The following is an 18111-nucleotide window of genomic DNA, read 5'->3' as shown; positions in this document are numbered from 1 at the left end:
CGGCGGTATTCGCCCTAATGCGCAAAATTTTTGCGACAGGGGTTGTGCCTGTCCGGCGGCTATGGTTTCTTGGCGTCAGAACAGGGAGCCACCCGTGGCCACGATGACGCGCGACATGATGAAGGGACGCACTGCCCAGGCGGTAGCGGCCGTTCGTGCGCCTGTCGGCCTGGAAAGCCCCGTATTCCTCATTCTCCTCGTACTTCTCGGCCTGCTTACGCAAGCGGCGTGGATGCACGCGACCTGACCTAAACGCCCTCAGGATCGCCTCGCACCACCCCGCCTCCGAAAGGAAGCGGGGTTTTTAGTGCGCGGCGGTTCAAAAAGAACTGGACCGATGACGCAAGATTCTACCTCAGAGCCCAAAAAGCCCAACGCCCGCAGTGCGGCGGTGACGGCTGGCCCGAGCCGGGCCGCGGCTCGCTCATATCTGCGCGCCGCCGGCATGCAGGACGCCGACTTCGACAAGCCGATGATCGGCATCGTCAACACCTGGTCGACCGTCACCCCGTGCAACATGCACCTGGACCGCCTGGCCAAGGATGTGCGGGCGGGCATCGTCGCGGCGGGCGGCTATCCGGTTGATTTCAACACCATCGTCGTCACCGACGGCATCTCGATGGGCACGGCGGGCATGAAGGCCTCGCTGATCAGCCGCGAGGTCGTCGCCGACAGCATCGAACTGGCCATCGAGGGCCATCAGCTGGACGGCGTGGTCTGCATCGTCGGCTGCGACAAGACGATCCCGGCGGCGGCCATGGCCTTGGCGCGGATGGATATCCCGGGCCTGGTCTATTACGGCGGCACGATCATGCCCGGCGTCATGCCCGGTCCTGGGGGAACCAAGGAGGTCTCGGTCCAGGAGGTGTTCGAGGCCATCGGCGCCCATTCGGCGGGCGCGCTGGACGACGCGGGCTTGAAGGCGGTCGAACAGGCCGTCTGCCCCGGCGCTGGCGCCTGCGGCGGTCAGTTCACGGCCAACACCATGGCCATGGCCCTGTCCGTCATGGGCATCTCGCCCATGGGCGCCAATGACGTGCCGGCCGTCGATCCGAACAAGGCGGCGGAAGGGCTGCGCTGCGGCCGACTGATCGTCGAACGGGTCTTCGCCGGCGACACCGCCCGCAAATACATCACCCGCGCCAGCCTGAAGAACGCCGCCGTTGCGGTTTCGGCCTCGGGCGGATCGACCAACGCGGTCATGCACCTGACGGCCATCGCGGCCGAGGCCGGCGTCGATTTCGGCGCCGAGGACTGTCACCAGGCTTGCGTCGAGGCGCCGGTCATCTGCGACCTGAAGCCGGGCGGCCGCTTCCTGGCCTCGCACCTGTTCGCCGCCGGCGGCACCCGCTTGGTCACGCAACGGATGGCCGAGGCCGGCAAGATCGTGAACACCCCGACCGTCAGCGGCCGCAGCCTGTTCGCCGAGGCGGGCGACGCCGAGGAAACCCCCGGCCAGGTGGTGGTGACCAGCTTTGACGCGCCGGTCATGGCGCGCGGCAGCTACGCCGTCATCTATGGCGACGTCGCCCCGGAGGGCGCGGTCATCAAGCTGACCGGGCACAAGGTCGATACGTTCGAAGGTCCGGCCTGCGTGTTCGACAGCGAGGAAGACGCCTTCCACGCCGTTCAGGACGGTTCGGTCGGCGAAGGCGACGTCATCATCATCCGCTACGAAGGGCCCAAGGGCGGGCCCGGCATGCGCGAGATGTTGCAGGTCACCGCCGCCCTGAAGGGCCGCAAGATCGACAATGTCGCCCTGCTGACCGACGGCCGGTTCTCGGGCGCCAGCTACGGCTTCGTCGCCGGCCACGTTTCGCCGGAGGCTGCCGTCGGCGGCCCGATCGCTCTCATTCGCGATGGTGACCGCATCACCATCGACGTCACCAACCGCCGGATCGACGTCAACGTCGACCTGGCGACGCGCCGGGCGGGCTTTACGCCCCACGTAGTCCGCCCGGCGCGAGGTGTCTTCGCCAAATACCGCGCCTCGGTCGCCTCGGCGGCCCAAGGCGCGGTCACCATTCCCAACCCGCCGCCGGCTCAAGTCCCGGCGTCTCACAAGACAACTGCTGCTCAGGACGCCTGAACCATGGCCATCACCATCTACACCAACGAAGACATCAAGCCGGGCGCCATCGCCGGCCAGCGCATCGCCATCATCGGCTATGGCTCGCAGGGTCGCGCCCACGCCCAAAACCTGAAGGACAGCGGTCATGACGTGGTCGCCGGCGTCCGTCATGGCGGGACGGGCTGGAAACACGCCACCGCCGACGGTGTCCCGACCGCCGAACCGGCCGAGGCCGTCAAGGGCGCCGACATCATCGCCATCCTGACCCCCGACATGGTCCAGGGCGAGGTCTATCGCGACATCATCGAGCCGAACGCCAAGGAAGGTTCGGCCCTGCTGTTCGCCCACGGCTTCTCGATCATCTATGAGCGGATCACCCCGCGCGCCGACATGGACGTGATCCTGGTGGCGCCCAAGGGACCGGGCGATCTGGTCCGTCGCGAGTTCCAGCGCGGACGCGGCGTGCCAAGCCTGTTCGCCATCGAGAAGGACGTGACCGGCAAGGCCCGCGACCGGGCCATGGGTTACGCCAAGGGCAACGGCGGCGCGACCGGCGGCCTGCTGGAAACTACCTTCCGCGAAGAGACCGAGACCGATCTGTTCGGCGAACAGGCCGTTCTGTGCGGCGGCGCCAAGGAGCTGGTCATGCAGGGCTTCAACACCCTGGTCGAGGCCGGTTACCAGCCCGAGATCGCCTATTTCGAATGCCTGCACGAGCTGAAGCTGATCGTTGACCTGTTCTACGAAGGCGGCATCTCCAAGATGCACCACTTCATCTCTGAGACGGCCAAGTACGGCGCCGTCGCCAGCGGCCCGCGCGTCGTCAACGAAGAGACCAAGGCCCGCATGAAAACCATCCTGGACGAGATCCAGGACGGAACCTTCGCGCGCAACTGGATCGCCGAGAACGAGGCCGGCAAGCCGCAGTACGAAGCCTGGCTGAAGGCGGACCGCGAAAGCCAGATCGAACAGGTCGGCGCCCGTCTGCGCGAGCGGATGGCCTGGCTGAACACGCCCAAGTCCGAAGCGGCCTGAGCCGCGAGCGAAAGACCGGATGACCCTGATGACCGCCGCCGCCTTCAAATCCTCAGCCGAGGCCGCCCCTCAATCGGGGGCGCGCCTGCTGGTCTCCACCCTGGAGCGGCTGGGCGTGGAGGTGGTGTTCGGTTATCCGGGCGGCGCCATCATGCCGGTCTATGACGCCCTGGCCGGGTCCAAGCTGAAGCACATCCTGGTCCGCCACGAGCAGGGCGCGGCCTTCGCCGCCGACGCCTATGCGCGCAAGAGCGGCAAGGTCGGGGTCTGCATCGCCACCTCCGGCCCCGGCGCCACCAATCTGATCACCGGCATCGCCAATGCGCTGATGGATTCGGTGCCCATCGTCTGCATCACCGGCAATGTCGCCCAGGGTCTGATGGGCACCGACGCCTTCCAGGAGATCGACATCCTGGGCGTCACCCTGCCCATCGTGAAACATTCGATCCTGGTCCGGTCCGCCGCAGATGTTCCGGCCGCCATCGAGGAGGCCTTCCACATCGCCGCCTCGGGCCGCCCCGGGCCGGTCCTGGTCGATCTGCCCAAGGACGTGCAGTTCGCCACGACCAGCGACGACTACGGCTTCCACATTCCCAACGAGACGCCGCGCATCGACCACGACGCCATCGCCGCCGCCGAGGCCGCGATCCGGGCCGCGAAGAAGCCGCTGGTCTATATCGGCGGCGGAGTGAAGATCGGTCGCGCGACCGAGGCCCTGCGCGCCTTCGTCGAGGCGACCGGCATTCCCCAGGTCTCGACCCTGAACGCCCTGGGCACCATCCCGACCGACGCGACGGGCATGCTGGGCATGCTGGGCATGCACGGGACGCGCGCCGCCAATCATGCGGTGCAGGACAGCGATCTGCTGATCGTCGTCGGCGCCCGGTTCGACGACCGCGCCACGGGAAAGCTGGCCGAGTTCGCGCCCAACGCCCGAATCGTCCATTTCGATATCGACGCCTCTGAAGTCGGCAAGCTGCGGGCGGCCAATGTCGCCGTCGTCGGCGAGCTGAAGGACGGGGTCGAGGCCCTGACGGCGCGGATGGACGGCGGCCCGGCCCTGGACATCCAGCCGTGGGTTGTCGAGTGCGCCCAGGCCGCCGCGACCCATGCCTATCGCTATGACGCGCCGGGCGAGGGGGTCTATGCCCCGGCCCTGCTGAAGGCCGTTTCGGAAGCGGCGGGTGACGATTTCGTCGCCGCCTGCGACGTGGGCCAGCATCAGATGTGGGCCGCCATGCACTGCCGCTTCTCGCGGCCCGAGGCCCATATCACCTCGGGCGGCCTGGGCGCCATGGGCTTTGGCCTGCCCGCCGGCATCGGCGCCAAGCTGGCCGATCCGTCGGCGACGGTCGTCACCATCGCCGGCGACGGCGGCTTCATGATGAACATCCAGGAGCTGGCGACGCTGAAGCGTTACGGCATCCCGCTGAAAATCGTGCTGATCGACAATTCTTCGCTGGGGCTGGTGCGCCAGTGGCAGGAGCTGTTCTTCGCCGAGAACTATTCCGAGATCGACCTGTCCGACAATCCGGACTTCGTGAAGGTGGCCGAGGCCTTTGGCATCGAGGCCTTCCGTATCGATCGTCGCGATCAGGTGTCCGATGGCATCCAGCGTCTGCTGGCCGCCGAAGGTCCCTGCCTGGCCCATGTGGTCATCGATTCCCGAGACAATGTCTGGCCGCTGGTTCCGCCGGGCAAGAGCAATGCTGAAATGATGGAGGGCTCCTGAGATGAGCAACACGATCCACATCCAGATCGACCGTGCGGACGGTTCGCTTCAGCGTCTCATCGGCCTGGTGGAGCGCCGCGGCTTCCACATCGACGGCATCAACATGGCCGATGAAGGAGCCTTCCGTCACATCGCCATGACCGTGCGAGGCCGCGACGCCGGACGCTGCATGGACAATCTGGGCCGCCAGATCGACCGCCTGTTCGGCGTGCGCCGCATCGGCAACGACATTATTCAATCCGAGGCCGCGTAATGATTACCCCCGAAGAGGTGCGAGTATCGCGCACCGAACAGATCGCAGCCGATCCCAACCGCGTCATCGTGTTCGACACGACGATGCGGGACGGCGAACAGGCTCCGGGCTTCTCCATGAGCGCTCAGGCCAAGCTGAAGATGGCCCAGGTCCTGAAGGACCTGGGCGTCGACGTTATCGAGGCCGGCTTCGCCGCCGCTTCGCCGGGTGATGAGGACTGCATCCGCCGCGTGGCGGGCGAGATCGAGGGGCCGGTCTTCTGCTCCCTGTCGCGCTCGAACGAAAAGGACATCGACGCCAGCTTCCGCGCCTTGGCTCCGGCGCCCAAGTCGCATCGCCGCTGCCACGTCTTCATCGGCACCAGCCCGATCCACCGCACCGCCAAGCTGAAGATGTCCACCAACGAGGTGCTGTCGACGGCCGTCCGCTCGGTCGAATACGCCCGCACCCTGTTCGATGATGTCGAGTTCTCGGCCGAGGACGCCTTCCGCACCGAGCCGGAGTTCCTGGCCGATGTGATGGAGGCCGCCGCGGACGCGGGCGCCCGGACCCTGAACGTGCCCGACACCGTCGGCTATGCGACCCCGGAAGAGGTGCGCGAGACTTTCCGCGCCCTGGCGGCGCGGATCCACAAGCGCCATCCGCGTGTGATCTTCTCGGCCCACTGCCACGACGACCTGGGCATGGCGGTCGCCAGCTCCCTGGCCGCCATCGAAGGCGGCGCGCGTCAAGTCGAGGGCGCGATCAACGGCATCGGCGAACGCGCCGGCAACGCCTCGATCGAAGAGGTCATCATGGCCCTGAAGGTCCGCGAGGATCGTTACGGCGTCACCACCGGCGCCGACAGCCGCCACCTGGTCCGCGCTTCCAAGATCCTGTGCGAGATCACCGAGACGGTCATCGCCCGCAACAAGTCGGTGGTCGGCATCAACGCCTTCGCCCACGAGGCCGGCATCCACCAGCACGGCATGCTGGCCGACAGCCGCACCTATGAGATCATGCGGCCCCAGGACGTCGGGTTCGAAGGCAGCTGGTTCGTGCTGGGCAAACACTCCGGCCGTCACGCCATCGCCAAGCGCGCCGAGACCATCGGCCGGCCCATCGAGGGCGAACGCCTGGCGGCCGTGGTCGTCGGATTCAAGCAGCGCGCGGATCAGATCGGCGAGATCAGCGACGCCGAACTGATCGCCATCATCGACCGTGTCGACGGCGTGGCGGTGGCTCAGTATGCGTGAGATCGGGCCGAACCCCCGGACCCTGTTCGACAAGGTCTGGAACGCCCACGTCGTGCGGTCGGAAACGGCCGATACGCCGGGCGTGCTGTATATCGACCTGCACCTGGTCCACGAAGTCACCAGCCCCCAGGCCTTCAGCGAGATCGAGGCGCGCGGCCTGAAGGTGCGCCGCCCCGACCGGACCTACGCCACTCTGGACCATTCGACCCCGACCCTGCCGGCGGGGCTGAACGGGCTGAAACCCTATGTCACCGCCCAGGCCGAAGCCCAGGTGCATCGGCTGGAGAAGAACTGCGCCGCGCATGGGGTGCCGCTGGCGGGTTGGGACTCCGACGACCGCGGCGTGGTCCATGTGATGGGGCCAGAACTGGGCCTGACCCAGCCGGGGATGACCGTGGTCTGCGGCGACAGCCACACCGCCACACATGGCGCGTTCGGGGCTTTGGCCTTCGGCATCGGCACGTCCGAGGTCGGCCATGTGCTGGCGACCCAATGCCTGCTGCAGCGCAAGGCCAAGGCCATGCGGGTGACGGTGGACGGACAACTGCAGCCCGGCGTCTCGGGCAAGGATGTCGCCTTGGCCGTCATCGCCGCCATCGGCTTCGGCGGCGGCACCGGCTATGTCATCGAATACGCCGGCGAGGCGGTGCGGTCGCTGGACATGGAAGGGCGTATGACCCTGTGCAACATGTCCATCGAGGCCGGCGCCCGCGCGGGCATGATCGCTCCGGACCAGACCACCATCGACTGGCTGCGCGGCAGGAAACACGTCCCCGCCGACTATGAGGCGGCGACGGCCGAATGGCTGAAACTGTCCAGCGATCCGGGCGCGGTCTTCGACAAGGAAGTGGCCATCGACGGCGCGGCCATCCAGCCGATGGCCACTTGGGGCACGACCCCCGACGCCGGCGCACCCGTCGGTTCGCCGGTGCCGCAGCCGCAGTCGGATTCTGACCGCAAGGCTATCGCCTATATGGGTTTCACCGCCGGAGAGGCGACGACCAGCCAGTCGGTGGACGTGGTCTTCATCGGCTCCTGCACCAACGGCCGTCTGCCCGACCTGCGCGCCGCCGCCGAAGTGTTGCGCGGCCGCAAGGTCAAGCCGGGCCTGCGGATGCTGGTGGTGCCGGGCTCGGAAGCCGTGCGGCGCGACGCCGAGGCGGAAGGCCTGCACGAGGTCTTCATCTCTGCCGGGGCCGAGTGGCGGATACCCGGCTGTTCGATGTGTATCGCCATGAACGGTGATTTCGTCTCGCCGGGGCAACTGGCGGTCTCGACCTCCAACCGCAATTTCGAAGGGCGCCAGGGCAAGGACGCCCGCACCATACTGGCCAGCCCCGCGACGGCGGCCGCGACTGCCGTGGCCGGCGTGCTGACCGATCCGCGCGTCTTCCTGAACGAGGTCGCCGCCCTCAAGCAGTCGAGCGCCGCGCGCGAGACGGTAGGAGCGCAAAATGTCTGAGCCCTTCCAGGTCCTCACGTCGAAGACAGTCACGCTCAGCCAGGCCAATATCGACACCGACCAAATCATTCCGGCACGCTTCCTGACCACGACCACGCGCGAGGGGTTGGGCAAGGCGGCCTTCCATGACTGGCGTTACGAGGCGGATGGTTCGGAAAAGCCCGAGGCGATCCTGAACCGGATCGACCCCAGCCAGCATCGCATCCTGCTGGCGGGCAAGAACTTCGCCTGCGGTTCGTCGCGCGAACATGCGCCCTGGGCCCTGTACGACTATGGGTTCCGGGCCGTGATCTCGACCGAGATCGCTGACATTTTTACATCGAATGCGCTGAAAAACGGCCTGCTGCCCATCGTCGTCAGCCAGGCCGTGTGGGACGATCTGGCGTCGCAGCCGGATCAGCCGGTCACGATCGACCTTCAAGCCAGTCAGATCCAGCGCGGCAATGCCGAACCCGTGCCGTTCGGGGTCGAATCCTTCGCCCGCCAATGCCTGCTGGACGGGGTGGACACCCTGGGCTGGCTGCAAGCAAACATGCCCGAGATCGAAGCCCACGAGCGATCGAGAGAGACCGTCTAATGACACACGCCGCCCCCAAGACCTACAACATCGTCCTGCTGCCCGGCGACGGCGTCGGACCAGAAGTGACGCGGGCCGCGCGCGACGTTCTGGCCGTCATCGGCGACTTCTACAGCCATGATTTCCAGTTCTCCGAACACCTGATCGGCGGCGCCGCCATCGACGAAACGGGCGAGCCTTTGCCCGAGGCCACGCGCGCCGCCTGCGTCGCCTCCGACGCCGTGCTGCTGGGCGCCGTCGGCGGTCCCAAATGGGACGGCGGCAAGCGTCGGCCCGAAGAAGGCCTGCTGGCGATCCGCAAGGCCATGGGCCTGTTCGCCAACCTGCGTCCGCTGCAGGTTTCGCCGGTGCTGGCGCATCGGTCGCCGCTTAAGAAGGAGATCGTCGAGGGCGTCGATCTGATCGTCTTCCGCGAACTGACCGGCGGCGTCTATTTCGGCGAGAAGACCCGCACCGCCGACCGCGCCACCGACCTGTGCGAATACACGGTGCCGGAGATCGAGCGCGTCACCCGTGCCGCCTTCCAGACAGCCCGCCAGCGACGGGGCAAGGTGACCTCGGTCGACAAGGCCAACGTCATGGAGACCAGCCGCCTGTGGCGCGAGGTCGTGACCCGTATCCACGCCGAGGAATTCCCCGAGATCGAGCTGGAGCACGCCCTGGTCGATTCCATGGCCATGCACCTGATCCGCAAACCGCGCGAATACGACGTCATTCTGACCGAGAACATGTTCGGCGACATCCTGTCGGACGAGATTTCGGTGTTGGGCGGGTCGATCGGCCTGCTGCCGTCGGCGTCGCTGGGCGCGGGCGGTCCGGGCCTGTTCGAGCCGATCCATGGTTCGGCGCCGGACATCGCCGGCCAGGACCTGGCCAACCCGGTCGGGACGATCCTGTCGGCGGCCCTGCTGCTGCGTCACAGCCTGAAGCTGGAAGACGAGGCCGATTCGATCGAGGCCGCCGTCGCCGCCGTGCTGGCGGCCGGCGCCGTCACCGCCGATCTGGGTGGGGCGTTGGGCACTCGGGCGGCAACCGAGGCCGTCATCGATGCCATTCGCGCCATCCACTGGGCGGCGGCGCATCGGGTTCAGATGCACTGGGCCTAAGGCGCGTCGGGCGGAAATGGGCCCAAACGACCGGTGAATTTCCTGCCTCACAACCTTGGCTGTGAAGACACGAAACTGATCTAAGAGGCGCATGAACTGCACGGTTCATGCGCCTCATGCTTTTTAATGTGTGACCGTTGCAAGAAAGTTGCACCGGCGGCGGTGAATCCCCTTGCGTGTTTCGCGATTGCAGTAAAACCTTCGCAACTGCGAGATTGCATAGGGGGTACTAGCTCATGTCGCGGACAACGAACCGACTTATGGGGGCCGCAGGGCTCCTTCTTCCAACACTCTGCCTCATGGCCGCCGGAGCGGCCAATGCGCAGGACGCCGCGCCGGCCCTGCTGGGCCATCAGGCTGCGCTTGAACTGGATAGCGCAGGCACGTCATGGCTGGGCACATCCACCGCCCTGGTTCTGCTGATGACCCTCCCCGGTCTGGCGCTGTTCTACGGCGGCATGGTGCGCAAGAAGAACGTCATCGCCACCATCACCCAGTCCGTCGGCGTGTTCGCCGTGGTGTCGCTGGTGTGGTTCATCGCCGGTTACAGCCTGGCCTTCGGCGTCAACGGCAATGCGGGGCTTCAGCCGTTTATCGGCAGCCTGGACATGCTGTTCCTGAACGGCGTGTCGCTGCAAACCGCCAACGCCCTGCTGCCGGGCATTCCCGAGTTCCTGTTCATCTCCTTCCAGATGACCTTCGCCATCATCACGCCTGCGCTGGTGACCGGCGCCTTCGCCGAGCGGATGAAATATTCGGCTTTGCTGCTGTTCACCGCCCTGTGGTCGCTGCTGGTCTATGCGCCCATCTGTCACTGGGTCTGGGGCGGCGGCTTCCTGGGTTCGGCCGGCGTGCTGGACTTCGCGGGCGGCGCGGTCGTTCACGTCAACTCGGGCGTCGCGGGCCTTGTCTGCGCCATCTTCCTGGGTCGCCGTAAGGGTTACGGCATCGAGCCGATCCTGGCGCACAATCCCGTCCTGACCATGATCGGCGCCTCGCTGCTGCTGGTGGGCTGGATCGGTTTCAACGCTGGTTCGGCAGGCGCCGCCAACGACCTGATGGGCGTGGCGCTGCTGAACACCATCCTGGCCGCCGCTGCGGGCGCCCTGACCTGGAAGATCGTCGAATATATCGAGAAGAAGAAGGTCTCGCTGGTCGGCATGCTGTCGGGCGTCGTCGCAGGTCTGGTCGCCATCACGCCGGCGGCCGGCTTCGTCGATCCCAAGGGCGCGGTCATCATCGGCCTGATCGCCGGTCCGGTCTGCTACGCCTCGTCGGTGTGGATCAAGAAGCTGCTGCGTTATGACGACAGCCTGGACGCCTTCGGCATCCACGGCGCAGGCGGCCTGATCGGCGCCCTGCTGACCGGCGTGTTCGCCACGACCGCGATCAACAGCCTGTCGGAAGGCGCCAATGTCGGCGCCCAGGCGCTGGGGCTTCTGTGGACCATCGTCTACAGCGCCGTCGGCACCCTGATCATCCTGTTCATCTGCAAGTTCACCACGGGCCTGCGCGTGAGCGAGGCGGAGGAAGCCGCCGGTCTGGACACCTCGCTTCACGGCGAAGCGCTGGAACACTGAGCTGAGATCGGGCGCGGCTCCCAAACCCCGCGCCCGACTTTCCCGACCTCGAATAGAACAAGCACAACAAGGGGATAGACTATGAACAAGATCACCATCCGCGCGGCTGCTGCTGCAACGCTCGCCTTGGGTCTGATCGGCCTCGCCGCGCCAGCCTCGGCCCAGAGCACCGTCGATGTCGCCTGGAACGTCGGCGTCGTCAGCGACTATGTGTTCCGCGGCTTCAGCCAGACCGGCGAGGATCCCGCCATTCAGGGCGGCGTCGATCTGACGTCGGGCAACTTCTATGGCGGCGCCTGGGCCTCAAACGTCGATTTCGGCGACGACACCGACGCGGAAGTCGATCTGTACGGCGGCTACCGCACCGAGGCCGGCGGCTTCGCCCTCGATTTCGGCGTGATCGGCTATCTGTACGCCGGTGCGCCGGACGGCGCGGACTACAATTATGCGGAGTTCAAGGCTGCGGCGTCGCGCGCCGTCGGACCCGCCACCTTCGGCGCTGCCGTCTATTACTCGCCCGACTTCTTCGGCATCGACGACGAGGCGACCTATGCCGAGGTCAACGCCGCCTTCAGCCCGGCCGACAAGTGGACGATCTCGGGCGCCGTCGGCAAGCAATGGCTGAACGTGACGGACGACTACACCACCTGGAACGCCGGCGTGGGCTATGCCCTGACCGACAAGGTGGGTCTGGACGTCCGCTACTACGACACCGACGTCGATGGCGTGCCGGGCGCCGAAGACCGGATCGTGGGGGCCATCAAGCTCGCCTTCTGATCCAGCGACCGACTTAAAAGAGAAAGGCCCCGGAGAGCGATCTCCGGGGCCTTTTTGATTCAGCGGGCGTAACGGTCGTGGACGGGGTCGTAGCTGTCCCAGACCTTGCCGTCAGCCAGGGACCGCAGCAGCTTCAGATATTCGGCATGGGTCCAGGCCAGGGGGGTGGCCGAGTCCGTGTTCTGTCCCAGGGCGTAGGCCTTGGTCGTCGGGTCGCCCACGCCGTCCCAGACCTGTTCGGCCAGCATCAGGCCGTCATTGGCGAACCGCTCCATGCCGCGCACATAGGTCTGGCGGATGGCGGCGATGTCGGCGGGCGACGGTGCGCCGTTCACGCTGACGCGGGCCAGCTCATAGTGACCGCGCTCGCCGGTGAAGAAGGGCCAGACCCGGCCGCGCTGACCGGGGCTCATCTCGCCGCCGACGCCATAGTTGGCGCCCGTCAGATGATCCTCGCCATAGCCATCGACGCCGTAACGGCGCCAGCCTGGCGTCTTGTCGCCCTCGGGACCGAAGTCGTAGCGAACGCGATATAGCGGCTCCAGCGACTGATCGTCATAGACGGGCAGGGTGGACAGGATGTGCGGATCGTCGGCCTTGCGCACGCCGTAGCGGACCAGTTCCAGGAACCCGCCGTCGACCACCCGGTCCTCGGCCGGAGCGATCTGGCCGTTGGCTGTGCCGATCGGGGCCTTGTCGTTCGGGTTCTCGTTCTGGGTGATGCGGATGTAGTAGCGGCCGTCGCCGAAGTCGCCGTTGGTCGTGAACATCCGGTCTTCGATCTTGGACGCATAGCTGTCGGCGGCGATCTGGTACCGCGTGGCGCCCGTCGCATCGCCGGAGGCGCGCGCCATTTCGGCCGCGACCGTCAGGCCGGCGACCACGGCGGCGGTGCTGGACGGCGAATAGCCCTGCTGCTCTTCCCAGCGTTCCTGCTGGGTGAAGGGCGGCTTGACCTCGGAGTCGTTCCACAACAGGCCGATCTTGCCGCCGTCCACCAGGAAGTCGGCGGCCGGTTTCACCATGGACTGATAGTGTTCGGTCATCTGGGCGTCGGACAGCCAGCCCATCTTCCACAGTCGATAGCCCAGCATGATCGGCATGGCCGTCTGGTCCAACTGGACCGCGACCCATTCCAACTCGCCGTCCACATGGGTCTTCTGCAGGAACCAGCCGCCGACGCCGGTGTTGCCGGGTGTGTTCGGGCCGACCTGCACCTGCGGCAGATAGTTGAAGGCCGCCAGCGGCGTCTCCTTGTCGCCCAGGGCCGCCAGGGCCATGGCCACCTGATAGAAGTCGCGCGGCCAGACAGCCTTGTAGCCGGTCGAGGACTTGGACGCGTCCACCGTATCGCCCCAGGGGTTGGACAGGGAGGCGATCAGGGCGCCGGCGTGGGTGCGGTCTTCCTGAACCTTCAGCATCAGGGCCGAGGCATAGGCCAGCTTGCCGCCGTCGGTCGCCTGTTGGGCGATGCGCGGCAGTTCGGTCAGGGAGGCGACATAGTCCTCCCAACCGGCGCGCTCGCCCTCGCCGTTGAACCGGGCCAGCACCTCGTCCAGCCCCGTTGCAAAGGCGCCGTCCGCCGCCGCCTGGGCTGCCGCCTCGCTGTCGCCGAAGCCGATGACGAAGTCGCGGCTGAGGCTTTGGCCCATACGAATGGTGGGCAGGGCGCCGGTCATCATCGTGTTGCCGCCCGTCTCGCCGGTCGAGGCGTAGAACCAATCCAACTTGCCGTCCTTCAGATCCGTCAGGCCGTCGGAGGCGCCGACGAAGCCGACGCTGGCGGCGGCGAAGGCCTCGCTGGGTTTCAGCACCAGGTGCGTGTCGCCTTCCCAAGCGTGGAAGCCCTGGCCCGTGACGGCGCCGCGATCCTCGACGCCGGTGTTGGCGATGTGCGGCTCCAGCAGCAGATGGGGCGTGGCCTCGCCGCTCAGGGCCGTGATGACGACCCGCAGCACCAAGGCGTTGCGGTCGGGGTCGGTGAAGATGCGCTTCTCGATCTCGAACCGGCCGGCCTTGTCGCGGGTCGTGACCTTGTAGGCCGGCGACAGGGGGCGACCCTCGGCGTCCACGTGCAGATATTCGGTCTTGGCCGTGGTGTCGTCACCCTCCAGCGCGAGGCCTTCCGACGTGACGACGGCGAAGCGCAGGGCCTTGATCTGAGCTTCGTGGATCAGGCCGTACATGGTCTCGGTCAGGACGCCGTCGGCGATGGAGAACCAGACCTTGGACACCGCGCCCGTCGGGCCGCTGTCGCGGTATTGGCCATCGACATAGGCTTCATAGGATGCGCCGGCGCCGGTCTTGGCGGCGCTGGACCAGACGGGCGGAGCGCCCGGTGCGCCCGGCGCAACCGAATTAGGGGCCACAGACTGGGCGGAAGCGGCGGAGGCGAGGGCCAGGCCGGCGACGCCGGCGAGGCAGAGGGTCTTTGACATACGCATGGAGGTCCTCACGGATTGCGCGTGGGGGGAAGCGAGCGGGACTCGCGGACGAACAGCGCGCTGACCGCAGCCAGCACGAAGGAGACGGCGCCGAGCACCAGGGCCCAGATGGCCTGGCCGTCGAACAGGGTCTTCAGGATCAGACCCAGGACGGTGGCGGCCAGCAGCTGGGGCACGACGATGAAGATGTTGAAGACGCCCATATAGACGCCCATCTTCCGGTCCGGCACCGCCGCCGACAGGATGGCGTAGGGCATGGAGACGATCGAGGCCCAGGCGAAGCCGACGCCGATCATCGGCAGCCACAGCAGGCCTGGCTCGCGTATGGCGAAGACCCCGAACAGGCCCGCCGCCCCCAGCAACAGCATCAGGGCGTGGGTCGCCTTGCGGCCGATGCGCTTGGCCAGCACCGGCAGGGTGAAGGCCGCCAGGGCCGCCACGCCGTTATAGACGCCGAACAGCACCCCGACCCAGTCCGCGCCCGTGGCGTAGGCGGCCGAGGTCGTGTCGGTCGTGCCGTAGTGAACGCGGGTCACGGCGGCGGTGGTGTAGATCCACATGGCGAATAGGGCGAACCAACTGAAGAACTGAACGACCGCCAGGCCGCGCATCGTCTGCGGCATGCGGAAGATGTCGTTCAGGATCTCGGTCGCGGCGTTGACCATGCGGCGGCGCTGCATCATGCCGACCGCGATCTGAAGCAGGCCGAAACCGACGAAGAAGCCGGCCAGGATCAGCAGCTCCTTTTCCAGGTTCAGCGCGCCGATCAGGACAAAGCCCAGCACGCCCAGAACGGCGCAGACCAGGCCGGAGGTCATCCAGCCTTGGACGCTTCGGGCCGGCGCTTCGAGGCCGTCGTCGGCGGGGGCGCCCAGGGCTTCCTGCTTGGCGCGCTCGAAGGCGGCGATCTGTTCGGGGCTGTATTCCTTTGTGCTCAGCACGGTCCACAGGACGGCTGCGAACAGGCCAGCGGCGCCGACATAGAAGGCGATCTTGACCGACAGGGGCACGACGCCGGCCTCGGCCGTCGAGGCGATGTTGAAGACGTTGGACAGCAGCCACGGCAGGGTCGAGGCGAAGACCGCGCCGGCGCCGATGAAGAAGCTCTGCATCGCATAGCCGGCGGTGCGCTGCTCCTCCGGCAGATTGTCGCCGACGAAGGCGCGGAACGGCTCCATGGTGATGTTGATCGAGGCGTCCATGATCCACAGCATGGCTGCGGCGAACCACAGGCTGGGGCTGTTGGGCATGGCGATCAGGGCCAGGGTGGTCAGTATGGCCCCGACCAGGAAGTAGGGGCGGCGACGCCCGAACCGGGTCCAGGTCTTGTCGCTGAAATGGCCGATGATCGGCTGGACCAACAGGCCGGTCAGCGGGGCGGCGATCCACAGGATGGCCAGCGAATCCACCTCGGCGCCCAGGGTCTGGAAGATCCGGCTGGTATTGGCGTTCTGCAGGCCGAAGCCGATCTGGATGCCGAAGAAGCCGACGCACATGTTCCAGATCGCCAGGCCTGACAGGCGCGGGCGGTGGGCGAGCAGGCTCATGCCTTGCCTCTCCTCATTGCCGTCATCCTAGGCCTTGCGCCTAGGATCCAGAGACTCCGTCGAGGACGTGACGCACCGGCGGACACCGGGAGTCTGGATCCTCGGGACAAGCCCGAGGATGACGGGTTTGGGGTCTGATGGCCGCTAATCACCGACGGCTCCGACCCAGCGGTACGAAGCGGATGGCCTGGCCGCCGCCGGGGGCCAGGGCCAGGGTCAGGACGTCGGCCGAGGTGACCTCGCGCTGCTCGATGACGATGTCCTCGCGCTTGCCCTTGTAGTCGGCGTCGGGGCCGTCGCGGTAGATCTCCGCGCGATAGCGACGGCCGGCGTCCAGGAAGTCCAGCGGTGCGGACAGGACGCGCGGATGCTCGTCGGTGACGGCCCCCAGAGCCCAGATGTCCGTGCCGCGTTCCTTGCGGGCGGTGACGACATAGTCGCCCATTTCGGCGGCCAGGGTGCGGCTCTCGTCCCAGTCGACCGGCACGTCCTTGATGAATTGGAACGGGCCGGGATTGTTCTCGTAGTTGACCAGCAGGTCGGCGGCCATCTGGATCGGGCTGTAGATGACGACGTAATAGGCCAGCTGTTTGGCCCAGGTGGTCTGGATGCCCTGCGGGCTGCGCGTCTCCATGCCGAAGATGCCTGGCGTATAGTCCATCGGCCCGGCCAGAAGGCGGGTGAAGACCAGGTTCGGCACGTGCTCGGGCGGGTTCGACGGGTTGCCCCAGGCCGAATATTCCATACCGCGCTGGCCTTCGCGGCTGATGATGTTCGGATAGGTCCGGCGCAGGCCCGTGTCCTTGAACGGCTCGTGGGCGTTGATCGCCACCTTGTGACGGGCGCCGGCCTCGACGACCTTCATATGGTGTTGGGCCATCGCCTGGCTCTCGTGCCAGGCCATGACCATCTGGCCGTCCGGCCCGGCGACGCGCGCGCCCTGCGCATCCGCGACATAGCCGGTCTTCACCGAATGGACGCCGAGGCGTTCATACAGGGCCATCGCCGGTTCGAGCTGCTGCTCATAATGGAAGGCGTTGCCGCCGGTCTCGTGGTGGCCGATCAGTTGCACGCCCTTGGACCGGGCGTGGGCGCACACCGCCTCGATGTCGAAATCGGGATAGGCCTCGGTGAAGCTGAAGTCCGAACCATTGGCGAACCACTGGCCGTCCCAGCCCTTGTTCCAGCCCTCGACCAGGACGCCGCCGAAGCCGTGCTGGGCCGCGAAGTCGATGTGCTTGATCGTGTTTTCGGTGGTGGCGCCATGCTTGGGACCGGCGTTCCAGCTCTTCAGCTCCAGGTGCATCTCCCACCAGACGCCGACGTATTTCATCGGCTTGAACCAGCTGACGTCGCCCAGCTTGTTGGGCTCGTTCAGGTTCAGGATCAGGCTGGAATCGATCAGACCCGCCGCGCTGTCCGAGATCTGAAGCGTGCGCCACGGGGTGTTGAACGGGGCCTCGCGCACCACGGCGGCGTTGGTCAGGCCGGGCGTCAGCTGGGCGCGGAAGTTGGTGCCGTCGGAGCGACGCAGGTTCATGCCGGCGTAGTCGATGCAGGCGGCCTCGTGGATCGAGACGTGCAGGCCCGACTGGCCCTTGACCGTCATCGGGGTCTGGGCGCTGCCCACCGCGTCGATCGGCGTGCGGCTGTAGAGGTATTCCTCGCGGTTCCATTCCCAGGCCGGGCACCACAGGGCCTCGCCGTTTTCGGCCAGGTTGAACTCGGTGATTTCCGACCCGATGCGCACCGTTTTCAGCGCGGCCTGGTCCGGGAACTCGTAGCGGAAGCCCAGGCCGTCGTCATACAGGCGGAACACCACGTCCACGCGGCGCTGCAGGCCCGAACGCTCGGCATAGGACACGCGCCATTCGTTGTAGTGGTTGCGGATCAGGCGGCGCTCGCCCCACGGCTGTTCCCAGGTGTCGTCTACGGTGACCGGCTGGCCGGCGGTGATGGCCAGGCCGCGCTCGATGGCGGGAGCGTCGGTCAGCAGGAAGCCCAGCTTGGACGGGGCCACCACGACCCGGCCTTGGCGCAGGACCGAATACATCGGCCGGCCGTCGTTGTCGGTGAAGGCCTCGACCGTCAGCATGCCGCCGGGCGAGCTGGCTCGGGCATGGGTCGGCGTGGTCTGGGCGCGCACGCCGGTCGCTCCAAAAGCCAGGATCGAAGCGCCGCCAAGGGCCAGGAAAGATCTGCGTTGCATCATGGGAACTCCGTTACGCCGCCTCTTGCCAACCGCCGCGAACGGTGGCTGAAATATTTGCAGAAAAATTTGCAGCGTCGCCA

At 66.8% G+C, this 18111-nt stretch carries 14 protein-coding genes; 11 read left to right on the top strand and 3 right to left on the bottom strand.

All coding sequences use genetic code 11. From position 1 onward, the window contains the following. The first annotated feature begins 94 nt into the window (after positions 1-94). The 11 genes from ACP69V_RS10845 to ACP69V_RS10795 all read left to right on the top strand — a co-directional run bounded on the left by ACP69V_RS10845 (position 95) and on the right by ACP69V_RS10795 (position 11828). A complete protein-coding gene (locus ACP69V_RS10845; RefSeq protein ID WP_426023833.1) occupies positions 95-247 on the top strand; it encodes a hypothetical protein in 153 nt (50 codons plus the stop codon). 90 nt (positions 248-337) lie between these two features. Continuing rightward, on the top strand, positions 338-2089 hold the full coding sequence (locus ACP69V_RS10840) for a dihydroxy-acid dehydratase (RefSeq protein ID WP_426023832.1): 1752 nt from the start codon (positions 338-340) through the stop codon (positions 2087-2089). Between the two features lie 3 nt (positions 2090-2092). After that, the gene (gene ilvC, locus ACP69V_RS10835; protein WP_426023831.1) at positions 2093-3106 is read left to right on the top strand and encodes a ketol-acid reductoisomerase; all 1014 of its coding nucleotides are present in this window, start codon (positions 2093-2095) and stop codon (positions 3104-3106) included. A 19-nt stretch (positions 3107-3125) separates the two neighbouring features. Beyond that, the gene (gene ilvG / locus ACP69V_RS10830) at positions 3126-4838 is read left to right on the top strand and encodes an acetolactate synthase 2 catalytic subunit (RefSeq protein WP_426023829.1); all 1713 of its coding nucleotides are present in this window, start codon (positions 3126-3128) and stop codon (positions 4836-4838) included. A 1-nt stretch (position 4839) separates the two neighbouring features. Beyond that, positions 4840-5091: an ACT domain-containing protein gene (locus tag ACP69V_RS10825; protein WP_426023828.1), complete on the top strand. Its 252-nt coding sequence runs from the start codon at positions 4840-4842 to the stop codon at positions 5089-5091. Then, a complete protein-coding gene (locus ACP69V_RS10820; RefSeq protein WP_426023827.1) occupies positions 5091-6326 on the top strand; it encodes a 2-isopropylmalate synthase in 1236 nt (411 codons plus the stop codon). The genes ACP69V_RS10825 and ACP69V_RS10820 overlap by 1 nt, the downstream gene beginning before the upstream one ends. Then, positions 6319-7788, top strand: a complete 1470-nt coding sequence (gene leuC / locus ACP69V_RS10815) for a 3-isopropylmalate dehydratase large subunit (protein WP_426023826.1) — start codon at positions 6319-6321, stop codon at positions 7786-7788. Before ACP69V_RS10820 ends, leuC begins: the two co-directional genes overlap by 8 nt. Next, complete coding sequence (gene leuD, locus ACP69V_RS10810; protein ID WP_426023825.1) at positions 7781-8365, top strand: 3-isopropylmalate dehydratase small subunit; 585 nt, start codon at positions 7781-7783, stop codon at positions 8363-8365. Before leuC ends, leuD begins: the two co-directional genes overlap by 8 nt. Further along, positions 8365-9471 (top strand): 3-isopropylmalate dehydrogenase, encoded by a 1107-nt coding sequence (gene leuB, locus ACP69V_RS10805; protein ID WP_426023824.1) that lies wholly within the window; start codon positions 8365-8367, stop codon positions 9469-9471. The genes leuD and leuB overlap by 1 nt, the downstream gene beginning before the upstream one ends. A 236-nt stretch (positions 9472-9707) precedes the next feature. Further along, complete coding sequence (locus ACP69V_RS10800) at positions 9708-11051, top strand: ammonium transporter (RefSeq protein WP_426023823.1); 1344 nt, start codon at positions 9708-9710, stop codon at positions 11049-11051. An 81-nt stretch (positions 11052-11132) separates the two neighbouring features. Then, on the top strand, positions 11133-11828 hold the full coding sequence (locus ACP69V_RS10795) for a TorF family putative porin (protein WP_426023822.1): 696 nt from the start codon (positions 11133-11135) through the stop codon (positions 11826-11828). A 59-nt stretch (positions 11829-11887) separates the two neighbouring features. Here the strand turns inward: ACP69V_RS10795 and ACP69V_RS10790 are convergent, their stop codons facing one another. The 3 genes from ACP69V_RS10790 to ACP69V_RS10780 all read right to left on the bottom strand — a co-directional run bounded on the left by ACP69V_RS10790 (position 11888) and on the right by ACP69V_RS10780 (position 18028). Continuing rightward, positions 11888-14272 (bottom strand): glucan 1,4-alpha-glucosidase, encoded by a 2385-nt coding sequence (locus ACP69V_RS10790; protein WP_426023821.1) that lies wholly within the window; start codon positions 14270-14272, stop codon positions 11888-11890. Between the two features lie 8 nt (positions 14273-14280). Further along, positions 14281-15819 (bottom strand): MFS transporter, encoded by a 1539-nt coding sequence (locus tag ACP69V_RS10785; protein WP_426023820.1) that lies wholly within the window; start codon positions 15817-15819, stop codon positions 14281-14283. A 148-nt stretch (positions 15820-15967) separates the two neighbouring features. Then, on the bottom strand, positions 15968-18028 hold the full coding sequence (locus ACP69V_RS10780) for a glycoside hydrolase family 97 protein (RefSeq protein WP_426023819.1): 2061 nt from the start codon (positions 18026-18028) through the stop codon (positions 15968-15970). Between the last annotated feature and the right edge of the window lie 83 nt (positions 18029-18111).

It is taken from the genome of Brevundimonas sp. PWP3-1b1, from assembly GCF_049896065.1.
Classification (GTDB): domain Bacteria; phylum Pseudomonadota; class Alphaproteobacteria; order Caulobacterales; family Caulobacteraceae; genus Brevundimonas; species Brevundimonas intermedia_B.
This window is presented reverse-complemented; position numbering and strand designations above follow the sequence as displayed.